We start from the raw sequence: 22321 nt of genomic DNA on the forward strand, positions 1-22321 counted from the left end.
TAAAGTGTTGACGCCAAAAATTGACATATCAATAAATTAGGAAGAAAAAATGGACCTACTGAACCACGTTTCTCACCGCATTGCTGCTCTCGATTCAGGCGAACAATGGATTGTGTCTGCTCAAAAACTACTGATCAGCCGCACCGATTTTCAATCACTTTCGATCTTTCTTTCCCGCGAGTCAGAAAAAGGCCATTTCAGCATTTCCCCACAAGGACTCAACGCAAGCTACCATGCTGAACCCGTGGTGACGATTATTAAACATTAATTATTGACCATGAATCTTTAAATATTCGCTTCGCAAAGTTGAGTGACTTGTTTGAGCAAGTCACTCGATAAACTCAAGGGTTGCAAAAAAGATATTGCCCGCGCCATAACCAATACTGAGTAAAACGCCAATCCAGATTAAACTTCCAATGGTGTTGTACCACATAAAACTAGAAAACTTCATCTCTCCTGCACCCGCCGCAAAAGGGGCAAATGAGCGCACAAAAGGGATAAAACGCGCCAGAATAATGGTTTTGCCGCCATGTTTAACAAAGTAATGATTGGTTTTACTCAGATATTCAGGCTTCATCCAACGTGAATGACGATGTAGATACTTAAAGCCTAATTTTTTACCCGTATAATAATTTACGGCATAACCTAATATCGCGGCAATTATGAGTAATATTCCCATACTATGGAGCTGAATAATCGCAGAGGATGAGCACAAAGCACCTACGGCGATCAATAAACTATCGCCAGGCAGAAAAAACATAAAGACAAAGCCTGTTTCTGCAAAAATCACCAGAAACAAAATGGCATAAATCCATATGCCATACTGCGACAGTAAAAGCGGCAGCATTTGTTCTAGATTCAGAAAAAAATCAAGCATTACATAAGTCTAGGCTAATCAATTTAAGTATCACGTGCTTTATTTCACTCGAATAAAAAGAAAACAGCCTTATATTTTAGGCTGTTTTCAAATGCGATATATACTTTTTATTTTAAAAAGCCATTTTCCGCCAAGAAATCCATGCTGATTTTGGACTGTGCTTGGGTCTCTGCTGCTTTATCACCTAGCAATAAACGTTCTATATAACGTGCTAAAACATCGACTTCCAAATTCACTTTCGAACCCGCTTTCCACGTGCCAATATTGGTACGTTCTGCCGTATGTGGAATTAAGTTCAGGCTAATAATATTACCGCGCAAATGGTTAATCGTTAAACTGATACCATCTACTGTCACCGACCCTTTCTCGGCCAAATATTTGGCAATTTCTACAGGTGCCGTCACTTCAAAATAAAGTGAACGCGCATCCTCACGGACCAAGGTAATCTCACCGACAGCATCAACATGACCACTAACAATATGTCCACCAAACCGTGTGGTCGGCAACATGGCTTTTTCTACATTGACAGGTTGTCCGACCTTCCAGTGACCCAACGTCGTTCGATTTAAACTTTCACGTGACACATCTGCGGCGTACCAATTGTCGCCCCATTCAATCACTGTTAAGCAAATCCCATTGGTTGCAATTGAGTCACCTAAGTGAACATCTGACATGTCCAAATCCGTTTGAATACGTAAACGTACATCACCACCCACACTTTGCAAGCTTTCGACTCGACCAAGGCTTTCAATAATTCCTGTAAACATAATCTTTCTCTTTTTTTGAATTTGGACTTACCACAATGCCAATTGGGTACTCACACCTGAGGTATCGACGCCACCCAATTCTGCGAAATGATACAGTTGACCGAGTAACTGACGTAATGGCGGACCTGGCTTCGCATGAGTATCGGTAATCACAATAAACTCCAATACACGTGCACGTTCCGACTGGCGTTGCTTACTCACGCGATAACGTGGGACATCTTGGGTTAACAACGTGACACGTCCACGCTCAAGATTGGCTTTAAGCAAATCAGCGGCTTCAATATTACCATCAGTCGAATAGCTGGTCAGAATATAGCGTGCATTGATGGTCGACAATAACTTTTCGTAGGCTTCCTTGGCATACTTAGAAGAATTGTACGGACTCGGGCGCTCTTTACGCCATGCGCGGTCAATTCCACTCTTAAAACCTTTGGTATCAGGGCTTGGCAAGTCCACTTGATCCCATAAGGTCAAGGCATTCAATACATGATAGTTACTGCTATAAGCATGCTGATTATAAGGTGGATCTAAATACGCCACATCCACTTCAAAACCACTCATCTGATTGGCTAAATGCTGTGCGTCGACACACCACATTTCTGCGGCAGGGCGTTTTGGATCGCCTATTTCACAAAAACGGCTTGGGGTTAGCCAGAGCAAGGATTCAATACGCTCCAAGGCTGTTTGGGTTTTACCCCCCCAACCATGATGAAAACTTTTAAAGACACCACTGGTATTGCTGACAAAACTGGCTGAATACAATAATGGCGCCAACAAAGCACTCATTTCCACATCATCAATCGCGCCTTGCGCTTGCCAAGTGGCAATTTGCTGACGAATCGCATCAATCCGCATACCATTACGACGTTTAAAGAACAATCGGTCACGGGCAGGATCATAAATTTCATCATTGCGGGGGCATAGGTTATGCGTCACCCAACCTTTGACTTCTGGCAGGCGATTTAAATAGTCAATTGCCTTTTGATAGCCACCCAATTCTTTAAATGCAGGGGCATCCACACAGGCCAAAATTGCATGGTTCAAGGCATGACTATAAGGTTCCCAGTCATTGGCAATCACACGATAACCATTTTGACGGGCCAAACGGGAGACCACACCACTACCCGCAAAAAAGTCAGCAAAAATAGGCGAACGACCTTTGGCATTCAAGGTTCCCGTCTGTTCAAGTGCCTCTAAAATCAGATGTAATAAACGACGCTTGTTTCCTAAGTAAGGAACCAATTGATGGAATAAGTATTCGTCTGTGGTCCGTGCCGCGTGACGTCGTTTATGATAAACCGTAGACTCTTGATTCATATAGACTCTTGAAGGGGAGTTAGTCTTAAGCGCACATCATTTCCAACTTGGGAAACATCGATGAGCTTAAATCGAAGTTGCTCTGCCAAATGCTCAAACTCTGCATTAAACATCGCGCGTGCGGATTGACCTAATAAGGTGGGTGCAACATAACTGATCAGCTCATCCACCAAACCCTGCTGTAGGAAAGCACTGGATAAAGTCGCACCTGCTTCTACCAACACATCGTAAATTTGAAAATCTTTTAAGGTTCTTAATAAACTTTCTAAAGATTGAATTTCTAACTGTATCACACCCAACTGCGCCAGTTCAGGACGGAAGGGTCCCATGACCATGACCGTATCGGGATGTTGTAAAATTTGGGCATCTAAAGGCAGTCGGCCTTGTCGATCTAAAATAACGCGTTTGGGCTGAACCACGGTATTGATATCTTCAACATCTGGCAGTTGACGCACATTTAATAAACAGTCATCTGCTAAAACCGTATCAATGCCTGTAATCACTGCGCCTGAAATGGCACGCCAATGCTGAACATCCAATCGAGCCTCTGCGCCAGTAATCCATTTCGATTCCCCTGATGCCATTGCAGTTCGACCATCTAAACTGGAAGCAACTTTCAAGCGCACATAAGGCAAACCTATTGCCATCGCCTTAAGAAAGCCACGGTTCAATGTCGCAGCTTCAGCCTCACACACCCCAGTCCTGACTTGAATACCGGCTTCCTGAAGAATATGAATACCTTTACCTGCCACTAAAGGATTAGGGTCGGAACAAGCAACGACAACTTGGGCTATTCCCGCTTCAACCAAGCCTTTGGCACAAGGCGGAGTCCGACCATAATGTGCACAAGGTTCTAAAGTAACATAAGCCGTTGCACCATGTGTTAAATCACCTGCTTGCCGCATGGCAAATACTTCTGCGTGAGGTTGTCCCGCACGTGGATGAAACCCCTCACCCACTAACTGTCCATCTTTGACAATCACACAACCCACATTTGGATTTGGCTTAGTGGAATACTGCCCCTGTTGTGCCAAACGGATAGCACGTTGCATCCACATTTGGTCTTGGTTTAACTCAGACATGGGCATACTCATTCATGTTCACGTTGCTGCATCTGTTCAATTTGACGACGAAAAGCTTCTACATCCTGAAAGTCCTGATAGACCGAAGCAAAACGCACATAAGCGACATGATCCAAAGCAAATAAAGCTTGCATGACAATTTCACCGATGGTGCGTGACTTCACATCACGTTCTCCTAAACGACGAATATGCAGTTGAATATCGCTCAACACAGCTTCAATTTGTTCTTGTGTGACGGGACGCTTTTGTAAAGCATGCATTAACGAACGACGTAGCTTTGCTTCGTCAAAAGGCTCATTTTTACCGTCTGATTTAATCACACGTGGCATGACTACTTCAAAACTTTCAAATGTGGTAAAACGCTCACCGCAACTAATACATTCACGGCGACGTCTAATTTGACAGCCTTCAGCGGCTAAGCGCGAGTCAATAACTTTACTGTCTGCGGCGTTGCAAAAAGGACAATGCATGGCGGTTGAATTAAACATAACATTCTTGAATTCTGAGTGTAGCAAAAATTCTGGTTTTTGTAGAGCATTACGCTAGATATGGAAAAAAAACAGCCCTTTCGGGCTGTTTTACACAATATATTGATTATATCGTAAGAAAATTATTCAATGCGTTCGCCATGTTGACTTAAGTCCAGACCCATACGTTCATCATCAGCTTCAACACGGATACCAATCACCACATCAATTACTTTGAGGATCACGAAAGTTAACACTGCTGAGTAAGCAATAGTCGCAAGTACACCTTCAATTTGAACCCACAATTGGCTCATCATATTTGCAGGTGCTTTATCTCCCATGATGAATTCACTGGCAAAGACTGCGGTAAGAATCGCTCCCACAATACCGCCAACACCGTGTAAGCCGAAAGCATCTAATGAGTCATCTGCTTTAAGGGCACGTTTCAGACCTGTAATCCCCCAGAAGCAAACCACACCACCAATCAGACCCATCGCCAAGGCACCACCAACGGTCACGAAACCAGCCGCAGGAGTAATCACAACCAGACCTGCTACCGCACCAGATGCACCACCCAGTACAGAAGCTTTACCACGCACCACTTTTTCAGTAATTAACCATGCAATTGCCGCCGCTGCTGCTGCAACTTGTGTAGTAACCAACGCATAACCAGCAGAACCATTTGCACCCAGTGCTGAACCACCGTTAAAACCAAACCAGCCAACCCAAACAAGGCTTGCACCAATCACTGTTAATGTCAGGTTATGCGGTGCCATAGATTCACGACCTAGCCCCATACGTTTACCTAACATATATGCTGCAACTAGACCCGCAACACCTGAGTTAATATGTACGACTGTACCACCCGCAAAATCAAGTGCGCCATCGTTAAATAACCAGCCACCACCCCAGACCCAGTGGGTAATTGGTGCATACACCACAACCACCCAGATCGCGATAAATGCGACAAAGGCTCCAAATTTCATTCGTTCTGCAATTGAGCCACTGATAATGGCAACAGTAATAATCGCAAAAGTCATTTGGAAAATAACAAACAGAATTTCAGGAATTGTGCCTGTTAATGCGGTTGTGGTAATCCCTGACAACATAATCTTGTCAAACCCACCAATAAAGGCATTTCCTTCAGTAAATGCAAGTGTATAACCTACAATTACCCAAGCAAGGCTCACTACGGCTGCTGCAACAAAACTGTGTGCCATGGTGCTTAATACGTTTTTCTTACGAACCATCCCGCCGTAGAAAAGCGCCAAGCCAGGAATGGTCATTAACAAGACCAATGCTGTGGAAACTAGAATCCAAGCTGTATCACCCGTATCGAGGGTTGGTTCTTCAGCCGCAGGAGCTGCAGCTTCTTCAACTGGAGCAGGTGTCGCAACTGCTTGTACATCTGGCGATGCCGCTGCAGTCGTTTCAACTGTTGTTGTGACTTCTTCTGATGGAGCAGATGCGGTTACGTCTTCAGCCCAAGCAACAGAACCACCTAAAAGTGCGCCTGATAGACTCAGCGCGAGTAGCATTTTTTTCATTCGTGTCCCCCAACCTAATTTTGCGAGTTACTCGATACTCTGCAAACTTTATGCCAAATTAAACAGCATCTGGACCTGTTTCACCTGTACGAATACGGATTACTTGCTCTAAGTTAGTTACAAAGATTTTTCCGTCACCAATTTTTCCAGTGCTCGCAACACGAGTGACCGATTCAATCACTGCATCAACCATTTCATCGCTAATCGCGATTTCAATTTTAACTTTTGGAAGAAAATCAACGACATACTCTGCACCACGATACAGCTCAGTATGACCTTTTTGACGGCCAAAACCTTTGACCTCTGTCACAGTGATCCCTTGGACACCAATTTCTGACAATGCTTCACGCACATCATCTAATTTAAAGGGTTTTACAATTGCAGTTACTAGCTTCATGTTTGTTTTTCCTTCGGCTTTTTTCACCAGTAAGGTTTTATGTTCAATTTTCGTGCCAAGATTTCTAAGGTTGAGGGAAATAAAAACCTGATACACAACTCTATTTATACCTTATTTTTATCTTTTAATCGAAGCTTAGGTCTTTAATATTCGAGATTTTTAGCCAAAAGTCGGCTATTTTCGCCAGATCATGTTCAGGATTATTGAGATAGCACTATAGTCTCTGTCGAAGCAGTGCTACACTGCTCCCGCTCTTCTTCAGCAATGTGGATACAACAATGATTGAAACTTTATTACAAGCCATTCTAGAACAAATAGAACAACCAAAAACCGATTTGGAACATAATTTAAGAGCCCTATTAAATGAGGCCGTGACGAAAATGGATTTGGTTTCTCGTGACGAAATTGAACGTCAGAAAACTGCGCTTAACAATGCCAATCAACGCTTAACCGAATTACTCCTCCAAGTCGAAGCTCTTGAACAAAAAATTCAGAACAAAAAATAAGCACATTATTAGTGCAATAAAAAACCAATAACGATCAAAAATAATGCACCAAAATGGAACAATAAGATGTCTTTTGCCAAAATAAATACGCGAGGGCTATTGGGTCTGCACGCCCCACTGATTGAAGTCGAAGTTCATTTAAGTCAAGGATTACCATCACTTACCATTGTAGGATTAGCAGAAGCTGCTGTTCGGGAAAGTAAAGATCGGGTTCGTTCAGCCATTATTAATAGTGGCTTTCAATTCCCAAGTAAGCGACTCACGATTAATCTCGCACCCGCAGATTTGCCCAAAGATGGTTCACGCCTAGATTTACCGATAGCGTTGGGTATTTTAATTGCATCTGGGCAACTCCCAGAACAAAATATCGATCATCTTGAATTTATTGGAGAATTGGCACTAGATGGTCAATTACGTCCAACCACTGGGACTTTAAGTATTGCCATCGCATGTCAGCAAGCTCAGCACCAATTGGTTTTGCCCGAACAAAATGCATTTGAAGCAGCACAACTACCCCATTTTGATGTGTATGCAGCAAAAAATCTCAAAGAAGTTTGTGAACACTTAAGCCAACACAAACCGTTATCTCCAGTGCAAAAGCCTGTCGACTCGCCTTTACATCGCTATAAATTTGATCTGGCTGATGTGAAAGGACAACTTCGTCCACGGCGTGCTTTAGAAATTGCAGCAGCAGGTGGTCACTCCTTACTGTTTCGCGGCCCCCCTGGCACAGGCAAAACCTTATTGGCATCGCGTCTACCTAGTATTCTTCCACCGCTCAGTTCTAGTGAAAATTTAGAAGTAGCCAGTATTTATTCTGTTGCCAATACGCAGCATCATTTTGGACACCGCCCTTTTCGCGCGCCACATCATACTGCTTCAGCCATTGCATTGGTGGGTGGCGGTTCACATCCTAAACCAGGCGAAATTACTTTAGCCCATTTAGGCGTTCTATTTTTAGATGAACTTCCTGAATTTGATCGTAAAGTCTTGGAAGTACTTAGACAGCCTTTAGAATCTAAAGAAATTGTGATTTCTCGGGCATCCCGTCAAATGACTTATCCTGCCAATTTTCAGTTAATCGCGGCCATGAATCCTTGTCCATGTGGCTATGCGTTTAATCAGGATCAACGTTGTCAATGTTCCACAGAGGCCATCAAACGTTATCAAAATCGAATTTCTGGTCCCCTATTAGATCGGATAGATTTGCATATTGATGTACCACCGCTTACGGTACATGAATTACAAGAACATGCACCTGTTGAAAACTCTGATCAAGTGCGTCATCGTGTGACTCAAGCCTACGAGCAACAAATTCAACGACAAAATTGTTTAAATCATGCTTTGAATCCACAACAACTGGAACAATTTGCAGGATTGAATGAACAAACCAAAAAAATGCTTGAATTGGCTCAACAACGTTTAAATTTATCTGCACGGGCCTATCATCGGGTATTAAGAGTTGCCAGAACCATTGCTGACCTAGCAAATTCTGTTGAAATTCAAACTGGACATTTAAGTGAAGCTCTATCGTATCGGCAGCAAAGCCTTTAATACGGTTAAATTCCAAATAAAAAACCTCTAGTCCAAAGAACTAGAGGTTTTTTTAACACCCTTAAATTTAGAATGTTTTGGTTAAGGTAAACACTGCGCCTGTTTCTACACCACGAGCTGTTGCATCATCCATAGCATCTGTATCTATATTTGTACCTACTGCTGCTAATTCAGCCGTTGCCCCAGAAATTGATTTAAATGCATAGTTAACACCGACTTTCCAGTCTACATAGTTATCGTCGCCACCAAACGAATATTTGTCTTCATCATCCACAACAGTATAGCCCACACTTGCTACACCGCCAAAACCTGTTGAACCAAATGGAACAGAATAACCTGCATTCACATTCCAGCTATTTGTATCTGCACCTGCATAATCATTGGTAAAGTTCACATTGGTCAGAATGCTGTCCCCTTCAGCCAACACACTTGCGAAAGTCAATTTGCCATAAAATTCAACCCAACTTAAGTCAGATGCACTTGGATAGTTGTAATACACAACACCCACATCCAATAAAGGTTTGCTGGCAAAGCTATCCAACGTGGTTGCAAAACCAAGCGATGGATCTAACTCTAAACTTGGCGTCCCTGAACCAAAGTTTACATTTGAACCCCAAAGCCCAAAATACACGCCTGAATCATGTGCAAGTGTGAAACCTGCTTGTACTGCTGGATCATTTTGAGTTTGAGACAGTCCACGGAAACGGTAGTCTGTTGTTACTGCTGCATTGCCGCTAAAAGAAAGACCAAATGGTGATGCTGCTTGATCATCCGCAAAGGTAAATGTTGAAGCCGCTGCAACAACCGCCATAGATAATACTTTTAATGTGAATTTCATTCTGAGGTTCCCCCACATCGAATTACGACGTTTTGCTGTAATTAATAAACTCAGAAATGTATTAGCAAGCGCTATGCCAACTTTAAAAAATATTTGTACATTGCTGTTCGCTGTCAAATATTGAGAAACTTCAGGCTGAACTATCAATTTCCATAGTGATAGCGTTTTATAAACCATACGCTGTGTCTAAAAAGTTCTGAACTTGATCGGCCATACCATAAAACGACTCAACATATCTGTAACGTAAAAAGACCGTAAATTTCATATAAAATAATAAATAACAAGTACTTACAAAAATTATTCTTTCATTTATTATCAAAACTTCTCAATAAGGCTGATCAATATTCCTCATCGGGATAGCTCAAATGATCAGCATCACCCCCTATCGAAAAAGCGTTGGATACATCACTCAGACCATTCATAGTTCTTATATTGTTCCGTTGAAAAGGCATAACTCGCTAAATAAACAGTATAAAATTTATTTTAAGCTTACCAATCAATAAAGTCGTGTAAGCCCCGTATGACATTTATATTGTTCTCAATATCATTAAATTCACATTCATCATGGTATTTGTAGCAAAAAAAAGAGACTGGGGTGATGAGGTACATTTCTGTTTGGCTTTTATAACGAAGAACACATTGGATTAGTAAAATTTGAATCAAACTGCGCTGACTGAGTATTAAAATGCTTTATTTTTGTTCACAAGTTAATTTTCACAGCAGAAATTGTACAAAATACATGCACTATAACTGACCACACCCTTATCTAAAATCTAATGCGAATCGCAATGTACTCCAACATTTTATGATAGGCGTTCAGCGGGAATTGTCCTGCACCTAAATGAAACATTTCTCATTTTCATTTAGAAATTGAGTTGATTCATAAAAGCAAGCCATTATTTGAATATAAAACGATCAATCAAGTCGATATTGAAGAAAAAATAAACAAAAGAATATGTGATTTTTCTGTGTTTGATCGAAACAAAAGCAGTGGAAATTTTCCATTTAATAAAATATATTTTTATTATGAATTAAAGGTTTAAGTATAAATATTGTTTATCACTGGCTAAACTACAAGAAAGCAATTTCGTCAAGTAGCCGGTAACAAGAATGAAATAAAATTAATAAAAATCTATCTTTTTTATAGATTAATTATACAATTTATTAAAATTTCGAGTTATGCCAAAAAACGAAATTCTGAATCTATCTTTTTTTGAGGTTGTTTCTTATGCCAAAGGCGCAAAAACTTACATTAGCAGTATTAATTCAGGCTGCCCTTATTACTACAGCTTATGCAAGCGAACAAAGTGAAGCAAAAGGATTTGTAGAAGATGCTGAAGGATCAGTGTTGTTCCGCACTGGTTATTTATCTCGTGACAAAAAACATGGTACAGCAGATACGAGTTCAGCTGCTCAAACTGCAATGGTTAAAATTGAATCTGGTTATACCAAAGGCCTTGTTGGTTTTGGTGTAGGTGTAATTGGTGATGGTTCATTCAAACTTGGCGAAAATAACCACGCTGGCAATGGGATGATTCCATTACACAATGATGGTGCAAAAGATGCAAATGGTCATGTTGATGCTTATGACCACTGGGCTCGTGGTGGCGGTATCGTAAAAGCACGTATCTCTAATACTGAAGTTCGTTATGGTACTCAAGTACTCGACTTGCCAGTACTTGCAAGTAATACTGCGCGTCTAGTTCCTGAATATTTTGAAGGTGTTTTAGCGACTAGCCGTGAAATTAAAGGTTTAGAGCTTACTGCTGGTAAATTCACTAAAAACCAATATTCAGACCAAGTAACCACTGATGGCAATGAATTAGATCGCGCAGTGGTTTGGGGTGCAAAATATAAATTTAATGATCAATTAAATGCATCTTACTATGGTACTGACATTAAAGACCGTTTAGAGCGTCATTATATCAATACCAATTACAAGCAAGCGTTGGCAAACAATAGCTCATTAACTTATGACTTCAGTGGTTACCACACTGAATGGGATAAGGGCGCGAATAAATATTTGTATTCTCAAATTGGTTCAGCAAACGATTCTTTTGACAACACTATTTTTGCATTTTCTACGACCTACAACACTGGTCCACACAATGTAATGGTTGCGTACCAACAAAACAGTGGTAATACTGGTTATGACTATGGCTTAGGTAAAGGTGTTGGTGATGGCCATCAAACAGTTTACTTACCAAACTCTTACCTTTCTGACTTCATTGGTAATGATGAAAAATCACTTCAACTTCAATATAGCCTAGATTTTGCGAATTATGGTGTACCTGGTTTAACGTGGACTACTGCATTTGTTTATGGTTGGGACATTAAAGCAACTGACAATAAAGGCACTATGATCAGTGATAATGAACAAGAACGTGAATTCTTTAACCAAGTCAAATATACAGTTCAATCTGGTTTTGCTAAAGATTCAAGCTTACGCTTACGTCACTCATACTACCGCGCAAGCGACAACTACCAAAGCAACTACATTGGTGACACCAACGAATGGCGTATTTGGTTAGATATCCCTGTAAAATTCTTCTAATTTGAAGTCATTTTCAGAGATTTAAAAAAACCTGCACAGTGTGCAGGTTTTTTTATGGGTTCAGAAAAACAAATTCATCTAAACCACTATTTTATTGAGAAATTATTTTGCAGCTTCAATTGCTTTAAGCACTTCTTGCTTAGCAACTTCAGCACCTTCCCAACCTGTTAACTTCACCCATTTGCCTGGCTCTAAATCTTTGTAGTGAGCAAAGAAATGCTCCACTTGCTGAATTAAAAGTGGAGGAAGATCAGTATATTCCTGAACATCTTTATAGATTGGCGTTAATTTTTCGTGTGGAACAGCGATAAGTTTCGCATCGATACCACCGTCATCTTCCATGTTCAATTTACCCACAGGACGGCAACGAATCACAGAACCTGGCTCAACTGGATGTGGAGTCACAACAAGTACGTCAAGCGGGTCACCATCTTCAGACAAAGTATTTGGTACATAACCGTAGTTCGCTGGGTAGAACATTGCTGTACCCATGAAACGATCTACAAATAAAGCATCAGAATCTTTATCAATCTCATATTTGATTGGCGCTGCATTTGCAGGAATTTCAATGATGACATAAATGTCATTTGGTGCATCTTTACCCGCAGGGATATTGCTGTAACTCATAGCATCACTCTTTAACGATTTAAATTATATTGAGACCGAAATTAAAGTCTTCGGTTTAATCACGGAGCGATTATACATCTGCCCCGCAAAAATAGGGAATATGCACGTTCATTAGCTGAGTTTGATCACCAAAATCAGCAGTGAAATTGGACACAATAAAGATAGACACCAGACAATTGAACGCAATGTCGCCCAATTGGCCAAATAACAGACCCCATAGATCACACGTAACACCAAATAAGCAATGCCAAAAGTCATAATCACAGATTGTGACACAACCATATATTCCGCCATTAAAACAGCAGCAATAAATAAAGGTAATCCTTCAAAACTATTTTGTTGTGCGGCATTGGCACGTGCAGCAATACCTGTTGAATTGTTCAAAAACTCACGCGGATATTGATTGTCTTTGACCTGAAAACCACTCGCAAGTCTAGCAATAAGACTAAAAACATAAGGTAATAAACATGCAATTAAGATGAGATAGACAATACCGCTAATACTGTGCATCAATTGAGTTCTCGTGAGAGTATGAATTAGCCTTATCATAGCATGGCAATTCTAGAATATTTTTTGTTAAATATAGTGTTTTGATTACCAAGCCATTCGGGAATATCTATGTCATTTAATGCGGAGCAGCACAAACTGTTCGATGAACTGGAAAAACAGCGCCAACATCAACGGCAGATGGATCGTGTACTCGCTATTGTGTTCCCTATTGTTGCTTTTTTACTCACAGTCATTTGTGCCAACATGAATATCTGGTCAACTGTCTGCACCTTTATTTTGCTCTGGGTTGCATTTTGGGCTGTAGGCATTCGTCGCCTGCCCCTCTGGCATTGGGTGCTGATTACCCTGATTTACTGCTTGGTGGATAATTTCTTGAGCTACGGCACTTTTAATCGTTCTGGCTTTAGCCGTCAGTTCGGCACCATCTTTATTTTTATTGGTATTGCAGGTGTAGGCCGCCCTTATTTTGACCGCTGGCTGATGAAGAAAAAATAAGCCATAGCAAAAAAAAGCGCCCTGAGGCGCTTTTTTATACAAAATTCTATGCAGTCTTACGTAAATCTTTACGTAAAATTTTACCTACATTTGATTTTGGTAATTCTTCCATAAACTCTACATAACGTGGGCGTTTATAGCCTGTTAAGTTCTCTTTTGCAAATTCAAGAACTTCTTCAGTGGTTAAAGAGGCATCTTTTTTCACAACAAACAATTTTGGTACTTCACCTGATTTTTCATCAGGTACACCAATTGCAGCAACTTCAAGCACTTTTGGATGCTTGGCAATCACTTCTTCAATTTCAGAAGGATAAACGTTGAAGCCAGACACTAAAATCATATCTTTCTTACGGTCAACAATTTTGGTGTAGCCGCGATCATCCATTACACCGATGTCACCTGTACGGAAGAAACCATTCACCATCACTTTGGCAGTTTCATCTGGACGATTCCAGTAACCTTTCATCACCTGAGGACCACGAATACAGATTTCACCTTGCTCGCCCAATGCAACTGGATTGCCATCATCATCTAAAATTGCAATGTCAGTTAATGGTAATGGAATACCAATCGTGCCACTGAATTCATCCGAAGCAGGTGGGTTTGCTGTTGCTACAGGTGAAGTTTCAGATAAGCCATAACCTTCAATAATGTTCGTACCTGTGACTTTCTTCCACGCTTCTGCAGTCGATGGAAGTACGGCCATACCACCGCCCATAGCCATTTTAAGTTTGCTGTGGTCGAGCTGTTTAAACTCTTCATTATTGACCAAAGCATTAAATAAGGTATTTACTGCTGGGAAGAATGTTGGTTGATATTTGCGTAATTCTTTCATCACCGCAGGTAAATCACGCGGGTTCGGAATTAAAACATTGGCTTGACCTTTATACATACCGTACATAGCACAAACCATAAACGCGAAAATATGATACAGCGGCAAAGCACAGAAAATACGGTCATCTGGCTGACCATCTTGAGCACCAAATTTACTTTGGAAAATACCATCACACTGTAATAAGTTAGCCACAAGGTTACGATGGGTTAACTCAGCACCTTTAGAAACACCCGTAGTACCACCAGTGTACTGTAAAACAGCCGTATCACTGAGGGTTAGATTTGGACGTTTATAGTTGCTTGGGCTTACTTTTGACATAGCCGCGTTAAAACGGATATGACCTGGAATATTCCACGCAGGAATTTGCTTACGTACTGAACGCAACACAAAATTCACTAGAGTCCCTTTTAAAGTACCCAACATGTCACCGACAGAGGCAACCACGACATGTTTTACTGGCGTTTTACCAATAATGCTCTGATAAACCGAAGCAAAGTTTTCAATAATGACTAAAACTTCAGAACCTGAATCATTTAATTGATGTTCAAGTTCACGCGCAGTGTATAGCGGATTAACGTTCACAAGCACCAGACCTGCACGCAATACACCAAGAGCAACCACTGGATATTGGAGAACGTTTGGCATCATGACTGCTACACGAGAACCTTTCGCCAAACCTAAACTTTGTAGATAAACAGCAAATTTACGACTCGCTTCGTCAAGTTCACTGAATGTAAGCGCTTTATCCATAAAGATAAAAGCATCACGTGAACCAAATTTTTGGAAATTACGCTCAAATACATCAACCAAAGAGGTGTTCTCTGGCGGTAATTCTACAGTTTCAGGAATTCCTGTCTTGCGGTATTCAGCGAACCAAATCTTTTCCATAATCCCAATCTCTCCAATCTATAGTCCTTAAAATATGCAGCTTTTTTTTCGGGTTTGTGTGTGTTTATTTAGCTTGTTGATGCACATTCCCGTATCCATTTTCACGAACACAGCCACATATATAACTTATTTCGACAAATACATGCTAGTTTTATCTCTGAACCAACAGTCTATTTGCTTTTTGATATCCACGTGGTAACAGTTGCCCTTTTGTCGCACGCTTGCCCATGTATTTTTGTAAATCATCGCCTTTTATTTTAAGTTGTTGCTGGCCTGCAACCACTTGAATTATTTCATCTAAATTTAAGGTTGTCATAGATATAATTTGATCTTTATCTTCAAGTTGTATCAATTTATTACCTTTACCTTTATTCAGGATTGGTAATTCTGACAAATCGATAATGAGTAACCGTCCAGCCGTACTTAATAATGCCAAATGGGTCGCGTCCTTTAAAGGATATAACGGTAATGGTTTGGCATCTTCAGGCACAGTCAAGAAGGCTTTACCTGCTTTAGCATTGGTATCAAGCTGTTTGGCTTGGGTCTTAAAGCCGTAGCCCTTCGTACTCATCGCTAAAATTTCTGCTTCATCATCTTCTATTAGTACTTGAAGGAAACCTACCCCACTGACAGGCGCAAGCTTGGAACTCAAAGGTTCACCTAGACCGCGGGCAGAAGGCAAACTATTAATTGCCAATGCATAACTGCGCCCCGTCTGATCTAAAATATAAACTTTTTGATTAGACTTGCCTTGTGCGTGACTGCGGTACTGATCGCCCGCACGGAAATTCAGGTTCTCGGCATCAATATCATGCCCTTTCGCACTGCGAATCCAACCTGCTTCCGACAACACCACCGTCACAGGATCAGCAGGCATCAAATCTTGCTCGCTAATGGCTGTTGCTTCAGCACGTTGTACAATTGGCGAACGACGATCATCACCAAAACGTTTCGCATCTTCTTTTAGTTCGTTAATAATCAGTGATTTTAAAGATTCTGGATTCGCCAATTGTTCACGAATAATGGCAGCTTTGGCTTCCAGCTCTTCTTGTTCACGGCGAATTTCCATTTCTTCTAATTTCGCCAAGTGGCGTAATTTCAATTCCAAAATGGCTTCGGCTTGAATCTCATCAATGCCAAAATGTGACATCAATTCCGCTTTCGGATGCTCTTCTTCTCGGATGATGCGAATCACGGTATCGATATCTAGATATGCGATGAGCAAACCTGCCAAAATGTGCAGGCGTTTTTCAATTTTATTTAAATGATATTGCAGACGACGCGTGACTGTTTCTTTCCGAATTTCAATCCATTCCAATAAAATACGACGAATCGATTTCACTTGCGGACGACCATCTGCACCAATCATATTCATATTGACGCGATAGCTAGATTCTAAATCGGTTGTGGCAAATAAATGACTCATCACCGCTTCTGCATCAATTCGGTTCGAGCGCAGGACAATAACCAATCGAGTTGGATTTTGATGATCCGACTCATCACGAACATCGCTCACCAATGGCAATTTTTTCGCTTGCATCTGATCAGCAATTTGTGTGATCACTTTTGATCCTGACACTTGGTAAGGCAAGTCGGTAATCACAATTTCATTTTTTTCAATGCTGTACACCGAACGCATACGGTAACTACCACGACCTGTAGTTTGAATTTTAAGTAATTCACTCGGAGGGGTAATAATTTCAGCTTTGGTCGGTAAATCAGGAGCAGGAATATATTCTGCGACTTTCTCATCACTTAAATTTGGGTTACGAATCAGGGCGATTGTACCTTTGACCACTTCACGCAAGTTATGCGGTGGAATGTCAGTGGCCATACCGACCGCAATACCTGTTGTACCATTTAACAGAATATTCGGCACACGAGCAGGCAAATTGACAGGTTCTTTCATTGAACCATCAAAGTTATCTTGCCAGTCACAGGTGCCCTGTCCCAATTCTGCCAACAATACCTCACTGTACTGTGACAATTTGGCTTCGGTATAACGCATGGCAGCAAAGGACTTAGGATCATCAGGTGAACCCCAGTTGCCCTGACCTTCGATAAATGGATAACGATAGCTAAACGGTTGTGCCATCAACACCATGGCTTCATAACATGCCGAATCACCATGTGGATGGTATTTACCCAATACATCACCCACAGTACGTGCAGATTTTTTCGGTTTACCACTTGGTTTGAGTCCAAGCTCACTCATGGCATACACAATACGGCGTTGAACAGGCTTTAAACCATCACTGATGTGAGGCAAAGCACGGTCCATAATCACGTACATGGCATAATTGAGGTAGGCGCGTTCAGTAAATTCTGCGACGGAGCGGTTTTCAGTTGCGTGATGCGCAAGGTTCGTCATAACAACCTTTCATCCTAATCAAATCGTTTTTTTATCTAAGTTCTTATGCTAAGTCTCAGACTGTGACTGCACAAGGGTGTGCCATCTACTACCACGACAATTTGTGTCTTAATGGGTCTCTGATGTCGTAAAATTATCCACTTTTAAATAAATGATCAACTTATAATTTTTTATTTTCACAGCAATAGGTTTAACACAAGTTCAGCCAATAAGCCAAAATATAGAATGGCGACAATTTTGCCGCCCAAACTCTCTGCAAATTCTACATACCAATCGATTCTAATGTTTTGCCTTTGGTTTCTTCACCTAAAACCAAAATGACCAATGCTACAGCAAGCAAGACTGCGGTAAACATCATAAATACATGATGAAAGCCATTGCTCTGCACCATCATTTGCGTCACTACCAACGGCGCCACGATGCCGCCCATACGCCCAATCGCAGAGGCCCAACCCGAACCAAAGGCACGAATATTGGTCGGATATTGTTCTGGGGTATAAGTATAGAGTACGCCCCATGCGCCTAAATTAAAGAACGACATCAGACAGCCCCAGAACATAATCAAAGTAACGGTATTTGCCTGTCCAAAGAAGTAAGCCGAAACAGCACATAAGCCAATAAAACCTGCCAATGTCCATTTACGTCCTAGTTTCTCGACCAGCCAAGCGGCCGCGATATAGCCTGGAAGTTGTGCCAAAATCATCACCAGTACATATTCAAATGACTGCACAATGCTATAACCTTGTTTGACTAACAGGCTGGGTAACCACGTGAAAATGCCATAATAAGAATAGACAATGCCAAACCAGATCAGCCACAGCATTAAAGTACGTTTTGCAAAAGGATTTGACCACAGTTGTGAAAAAGACACACTTTGCTTAGCGGCAACTGGTTTTACTTCAATCTGCTGAATGACTTCCACCCCACATTCACGCTCCAGTTTTTGCACCAAGGCATGGGCTTCTTCAATCCGTCCCCGATTAATTAAGTACGGTACAGATTCTGGTACTTTCTTTAAAATCATGAACACATACAGCGCAGGCAAACCGCCAATTAAGAACGCAACATGCCAGCCATAACTCGGAATCACAAAATAGGACACCAAAGCAGCCACTAGCCAGCCCAGTCCCCAAAAACTTTCTAGCAATACAATAAATCGTCCACGTACCTGTGCAGGAATGTATTCACTGACCAAAGTCACCGCAACGGGGAGTTGTCCACCCAGCCCTAAGCCGACAATAAAGCGAAATACCAACAACCATGTCAGATTTGGGACAAAGGCACACAACGCTGTGGCAATACTATAAGTGACCAACGTCACAGCAAACACATTACGACGTCCCCAACGGTCAGCCAATGCTCCTGAACAGACCGCACCTATCGCCATACCGACAAAACCAATCGACACCACCCAGCCTTTTTCTGCGGGACTCATACTCCACTCGGTTGCCATCTTGGTCAAAATGAAGGAAATCAACCCAGTATCCATGGCATCAAACATCCAGCCCAAGCCAATCACCCACAGCAAGGTATAGTGGAACTTTCCAACAGGTAAACGTTGTACACGTGAAACTAAATCCATAGTGATGACTCAAGTTAAGATGAGGAAAATAACAACATTGAAAAGAACTGCTATGCAATTTTATGTTGTTACAGAAGAAAAAATACCACGCAGTCTATTTTAATAAATTCTGTTGAGCGATGGGGAAATGAAATTTATTTTATATTTTAAGTATATGCCCAAATTTGGCTTTGGGCATTATCATTTTAAATTTTGGCGAAATTGCAATCGTTGATTAATGCGTATCAGTTGAAGAGGCAGAATCGGCATCATCATCTTTATAAATAAATTTCGGCATTTCCAGACCAAAATAAATCGCAATCAGACGTAAAGAAAAGCCAAAAATCAGGGTTGAAATCACCGTCAACTCTAGGGATAGTCCAATTTCCAGACAGACCCAATAACAAATCACTGCGACAAAAGAAATACTGGCATAGAGCTCACGACGGAATACTAATGGGACATCATTACACAAAATGTCACGCAAAATCCCGCCAGATACCCCTGTCATAATGCCTGCTACTGCGGAAACCACAAAACCATGTCCCATCGACAAGGCAATTTGGCAACCAATAATGGTAAAGCCGATCAGGCCTAACGCATCTAATACCAAGAAAATATTGTGCAAATGGCGCATCCACTTGGCAATCAAAATGGTAAACAACGCGGCACAGCAAGTCAGGACCAAATATTCAGGATGCTTGACCCAAGTCAATGGATAATGTCCGAGCAATACATCACGGACCGACCCACCACCTAAAGCGGTCACACAGGCAATCAGAATTACCCCAAACCAATCCATACTACGTCGACCAGCAGACAGTGCCCCAGTCATGGCCTCAGCCGTAATCGCAATAATATAAATTATGGTCAGTAACATCGCCCTGCGCTTCCATTGAAGGGTTAAGATGCGGGCTATTCTAAGCCAAATCCAAACTGAACGTTATAAAAATTGTGCACAACATTGCTTAAATTTTTTACCCGACCCACAAATACAGAGCTGTTTCATGGTGATGAGTTGCTCTGTAGTCGGATCAAGGAAATACCAGTGCCCGGCCTGTTTCACAAAATGTGAAACTTCATGATGTGTTTGGGCCTGCTGACCATCATGATAATGCGCTTTAAATTCCACTTGGGCATGGCTCTTGTCCAGTTTTTCCTGCGCTTGTACCACTTCTAAACCTAACCATTGATTAGATTCACTCCACGCTTTAATGGCAGGAACATCCAAAGCCTGCTGTTGCCCCAATGCCGTGGTCTGCACAATATAGTCAATCTGCTGTTTGGCAAAAGCACTATAACGAGAACGCATCAACTGTTCCGCACTGACTGCAATGCGTTGTCCTAAATGCAAAGGCTGACAACACTCGGCATATAATCCTAAGCCACAAGGGCATTGTTCTTCTGACATACATTTTCCCAATAAAATAGCCCGAACAGTGCGGGCTATTTTAACTGAAGTTTAAACGCGGATTTCTACAGCGTTAATCATCTTTTTCCACGATGTGTTTTGGAATCACATGGACTTTCTCAATTTTATGACCATCCATCGTCACGACTTCAAAAATAAAGCCATCAGCTTCAATACTAGAACCATTTTCAGGCAAGCGGCCTAAATGGAACAATAAATAACCCGATAAAGTTGAATACTGTTCTGAGTCATCCACCAAGTTTTTGCCCAATAACAAAGAAACATGACGAATATCGGTCGAACCTTCCAACATCAAACTGCCATCTTCTAGGCTTTCTGCCGCGGTTTCCAATTCATCTTCATCAGGGAATTCACCTGCAATCGCTTCAAGAACATCAATTGGCGTGGCAATCCCTTCAATTGAACCATATTCGTTCAACACAATCGCCAACTGTAATGGCGCTTGACGCAATTGTTCCATCACCATCAACACTTGTGCATTTTCATGGACGATCACTGGGTCACGTAAATGCTTCTCGAAATTTAATACCCCAGTTTCGATGTATTCATTCATGACTTTATGCGTCAGAACTACACCTGCGATATTATCTAGCTCACCATGTGCCACAATCAAACGAGAATGGGTCATGCTCAACAATTGTTGTTTGATCGCAGCTTCATCTTCATCTAAATCTAGCCATTCCAGTTCAGGACGTGGAGTCATGACAGATTTGACTGGACGTTCGGAAAGCCCTAATACCCCTTGCACCATAACACTGTGATACACCCCATTTTCCTGAGCAAAAACTTCATCAGCAAAAGCGCGGGTTGCCAAGACATCTTCATTTTGATGTTCAGGCGCATCACTGGCATTTTTTCCCCCCAACATACGCAGTACTGCTGAAGCTGTGCGATAGCGTAAATCGTTGGTGGTAACCATTTTTTCCTGATTTTTCTTCACTGTTTGGTTCAGGAACTCGATCATGACCGAGAAACCAATCGCGGCATATAAGTAACCCTTCGGAATATGATAGCCAAAACCTTCGACCACCAAAGAGAAACCAATCATCATCAAGAAACACAGACACAGAATCACTACGGTCGGATGTCTGTTCACAAAATCCATGAGTGGCTTGGATGCCCACAACATAATGCCCACAGCGATAATGACCGCAATCATCATCACCGATAGATGTTTCACCATGCCCACAGCGGTAATTACGCTGTCTAAGGAGAACACTGCATCTAAAATCACAATTTGGACAATCACCATCCAGAAAGTCGCATGTACAGGATTTTCTTCCTTTAAGACAGGCTTTCCTTCAATCCGCTCACGTAATTCCATAGTGCCTTTAAACAGCAAGAAGACCCCACCCAGCAGCAAGATTAAGTCTCGCCCAGAAAACGGATGTTCAAAAATATGGAATAACGGATTGGTGAGCGTCACCACCCATGCAATCGACGCCAATAAAATTAAACGCATACCTAAAGCTAAAATCAGCCCGAGAATACGCGCGGTATTGCGTTGTTCAGGTGGTAATTTTTCTGCCAAAATTGCAATAAAAACGAGGTTATCAATCCCCAATACAATTTCAAGCACCACTAAGGTCGCTAAGCCTACCCATGCAGAAGGATCAGACATCCACTCAAAAATCATTGAATGCTCTCCTTCATCAGGAATTCAGGATCAATAGGGCGAGGTTTAAGTGCAAATTGG

21 protein-coding genes are annotated in these 22321 nt (G+C 41.6%); 5 read left to right on the forward strand and 16 right to left on the reverse strand.

Going from position 1 to position 22321, the window contains the following annotated elements; all coding sequences use genetic code 11:
* The first annotated feature begins 49 nt into the window (after positions 1-49).
* On the forward strand, positions 50-268 hold the full coding sequence (locus MP622_RS13055) for a hypothetical protein (RefSeq protein ID WP_016168495.1): 219 nt from the start codon (positions 50-52) through the stop codon (positions 266-268).
* Between the two features lie 60 nt (positions 269-328).
* Here the strand turns inward: MP622_RS13055 and MP622_RS13060 are convergent, their stop codons facing one another.
* The 7 genes from MP622_RS13060 to glnK all read right to left on the reverse strand — a co-directional run bounded on the left by MP622_RS13060 (position 329) and on the right by glnK (position 6454).
* A complete protein-coding gene (locus MP622_RS13060; RefSeq protein ID WP_243791303.1) occupies positions 329-877 on the reverse strand; it encodes a VTT domain-containing protein in 549 nt (182 codons plus the stop codon).
* Positions 878-984: 107 nt separating this feature from the next.
* Positions 985-1644 (reverse strand): riboflavin synthase, encoded by a 660-nt coding sequence (locus MP622_RS13065; RefSeq protein ID WP_104441222.1) that lies wholly within the window; start codon positions 1642-1644, stop codon positions 985-987.
* A gap of 27 nt (positions 1645-1671) precedes the next feature.
* Complete coding sequence (locus MP622_RS13070; protein WP_016168498.1) at positions 1672-2961, reverse strand: DNA adenine methylase; 1290 nt, start codon at positions 2959-2961, stop codon at positions 1672-1674.
* The gene (gene ribD / locus MP622_RS13075; RefSeq protein WP_044738776.1) at positions 2958-4043 is read right to left on the reverse strand and encodes a bifunctional diaminohydroxyphosphoribosylaminopyrimidine deaminase/5-amino-6-(5-phosphoribosylamino)uracil reductase RibD; all 1086 of its coding nucleotides are present in this window, start codon (positions 4041-4043) and stop codon (positions 2958-2960) included. Before ribD ends, MP622_RS13070 begins: the two co-directional genes overlap by 4 nt.
* A gap of 8 nt (positions 4044-4051) precedes the next feature.
* Positions 4052-4513 (reverse strand): transcriptional regulator NrdR, encoded by a 462-nt coding sequence (gene nrdR / locus MP622_RS13080; protein ID WP_026441105.1) that lies wholly within the window; start codon positions 4511-4513, stop codon positions 4052-4054.
* A 140-nt stretch (positions 4514-4653) separates the two neighbouring features.
* Positions 4654-6057, reverse strand: coding sequence for an ammonium transporter (locus MP622_RS13085; protein WP_044738775.1), 1404 nt, complete (start codon positions 6055-6057; stop codon positions 4654-4656).
* A 58-nt stretch (positions 6058-6115) separates the two neighbouring features.
* On the reverse strand, positions 6116-6454 hold the full coding sequence (gene glnK, locus MP622_RS13090) for a P-II family nitrogen regulator (RefSeq protein WP_016168502.1): 339 nt from the start codon (positions 6452-6454) through the stop codon (positions 6116-6118).
* Positions 6455-6732: 278 nt separating this feature from the next.
* On the opposite strand from glnK, the gene MP622_RS13095 reads away from it, so the two are divergent.
* Complete coding sequence (locus MP622_RS13095; protein ID WP_016168503.1) at positions 6733-6960, forward strand: accessory factor UbiK family protein; 228 nt, start codon at positions 6733-6735, stop codon at positions 6958-6960.
* 66 nt (positions 6961-7026) lie between these two features.
* On the forward strand, positions 7027-8514 hold the full coding sequence (locus MP622_RS13100) for a YifB family Mg chelatase-like AAA ATPase (RefSeq protein WP_243791305.1): 1488 nt from the start codon (positions 7027-7029) through the stop codon (positions 8512-8514).
* A gap of 67 nt (positions 8515-8581) precedes the next feature.
* On the opposite strand, the gene MP622_RS13105 is transcribed toward MP622_RS13100, so the two are convergent.
* Complete coding sequence (locus MP622_RS13105; protein ID WP_243791306.1) at positions 8582-9352, reverse strand: TorF family putative porin; 771 nt, start codon at positions 9350-9352, stop codon at positions 8582-8584.
* Between the two features lie 1228 nt (positions 9353-10580).
* Here MP622_RS13105 and MP622_RS13110 point away from each other — a divergent pair.
* Positions 10581-11906, forward strand: a complete 1326-nt coding sequence (locus MP622_RS13110; RefSeq protein ID WP_104441225.1) for an OprD family outer membrane porin — start codon at positions 10581-10583, stop codon at positions 11904-11906.
* Between the two features lie 102 nt (positions 11907-12008).
* Here the strand turns inward: MP622_RS13110 and ppa are convergent, their stop codons facing one another.
* Together ppa and MP622_RS13120 are read right to left on the reverse strand one after the other, a co-directional pair.
* Positions 12009-12533: an inorganic diphosphatase gene (gene ppa, locus MP622_RS13115; RefSeq protein WP_016168518.1), complete on the reverse strand. Its 525-nt coding sequence runs from the start codon at positions 12531-12533 to the stop codon at positions 12009-12011.
* 111 nt (positions 12534-12644) lie between these two features.
* Positions 12645-13043, reverse strand: coding sequence for an MAPEG family protein (locus tag MP622_RS13120; RefSeq protein WP_104441226.1), 399 nt, complete (start codon positions 13041-13043; stop codon positions 12645-12647).
* A gap of 108 nt (positions 13044-13151) precedes the next feature.
* On the opposite strand from MP622_RS13120, the gene MP622_RS13125 reads away from it, so the two are divergent.
* Positions 13152-13538 carry a hypothetical protein gene (locus MP622_RS13125; protein ID WP_016168520.1) on the forward strand — a complete coding sequence of 129 codons (387 nt, stop codon included), beginning with the start codon at positions 13152-13154 and terminating at the stop codon, positions 13536-13538.
* Between the two features lie 46 nt (positions 13539-13584).
* On the opposite strand, the gene MP622_RS13130 is transcribed toward MP622_RS13125, so the two are convergent.
* From MP622_RS13130 to MP622_RS13155, 6 genes are all read right to left on the reverse strand, one after another.
* Positions 13585-15261, reverse strand: a complete 1677-nt coding sequence (locus MP622_RS13130) for a long-chain-fatty-acid--CoA ligase (RefSeq protein WP_016168521.1) — start codon at positions 15259-15261, stop codon at positions 13585-13587.
* Positions 15262-15412: 151 nt separating this feature from the next.
* Positions 15413-17632 carry a DNA topoisomerase IV subunit A gene (parC, locus tag MP622_RS13135; protein ID WP_243791308.1) on the reverse strand — a complete coding sequence of 740 codons (2220 nt, stop codon included), beginning with the start codon at positions 17630-17632 and terminating at the stop codon, positions 15413-15415.
* Positions 17633-17894: 262 nt separating this feature from the next.
* The gene (locus MP622_RS13140) at positions 17895-19214 is read right to left on the reverse strand and encodes an MFS transporter (RefSeq protein ID WP_243791310.1); all 1320 of its coding nucleotides are present in this window, start codon (positions 19212-19214) and stop codon (positions 17895-17897) included.
* A 214-nt stretch (positions 19215-19428) separates the two neighbouring features.
* Positions 19429-20073 carry a trimeric intracellular cation channel family protein gene (locus tag MP622_RS13145; protein ID WP_044738759.1) on the reverse strand — a complete coding sequence of 215 codons (645 nt, stop codon included), beginning with the start codon at positions 20071-20073 and terminating at the stop codon, positions 19429-19431.
* Between the two features lie 63 nt (positions 20074-20136).
* Complete coding sequence (locus MP622_RS13150) at positions 20137-20604, reverse strand: YchJ family protein (protein ID WP_243791312.1); 468 nt, start codon at positions 20602-20604, stop codon at positions 20137-20139.
* 73 nt (positions 20605-20677) lie between these two features.
* On the reverse strand, positions 20678-22261 hold the full coding sequence (locus tag MP622_RS13155) for a TerC family protein (RefSeq protein ID WP_044738757.1): 1584 nt from the start codon (positions 22259-22261) through the stop codon (positions 20678-20680).
* Positions 22262-22321 lie beyond the last annotated feature (60 nt).

The sequence above is a fragment of the Acinetobacter sp. PK01 genome (genome assembly GCF_022819285.1).
Lineage (GTDB): Bacteria > Pseudomonadota > Gammaproteobacteria > Pseudomonadales > Moraxellaceae > Acinetobacter > Acinetobacter tandoii.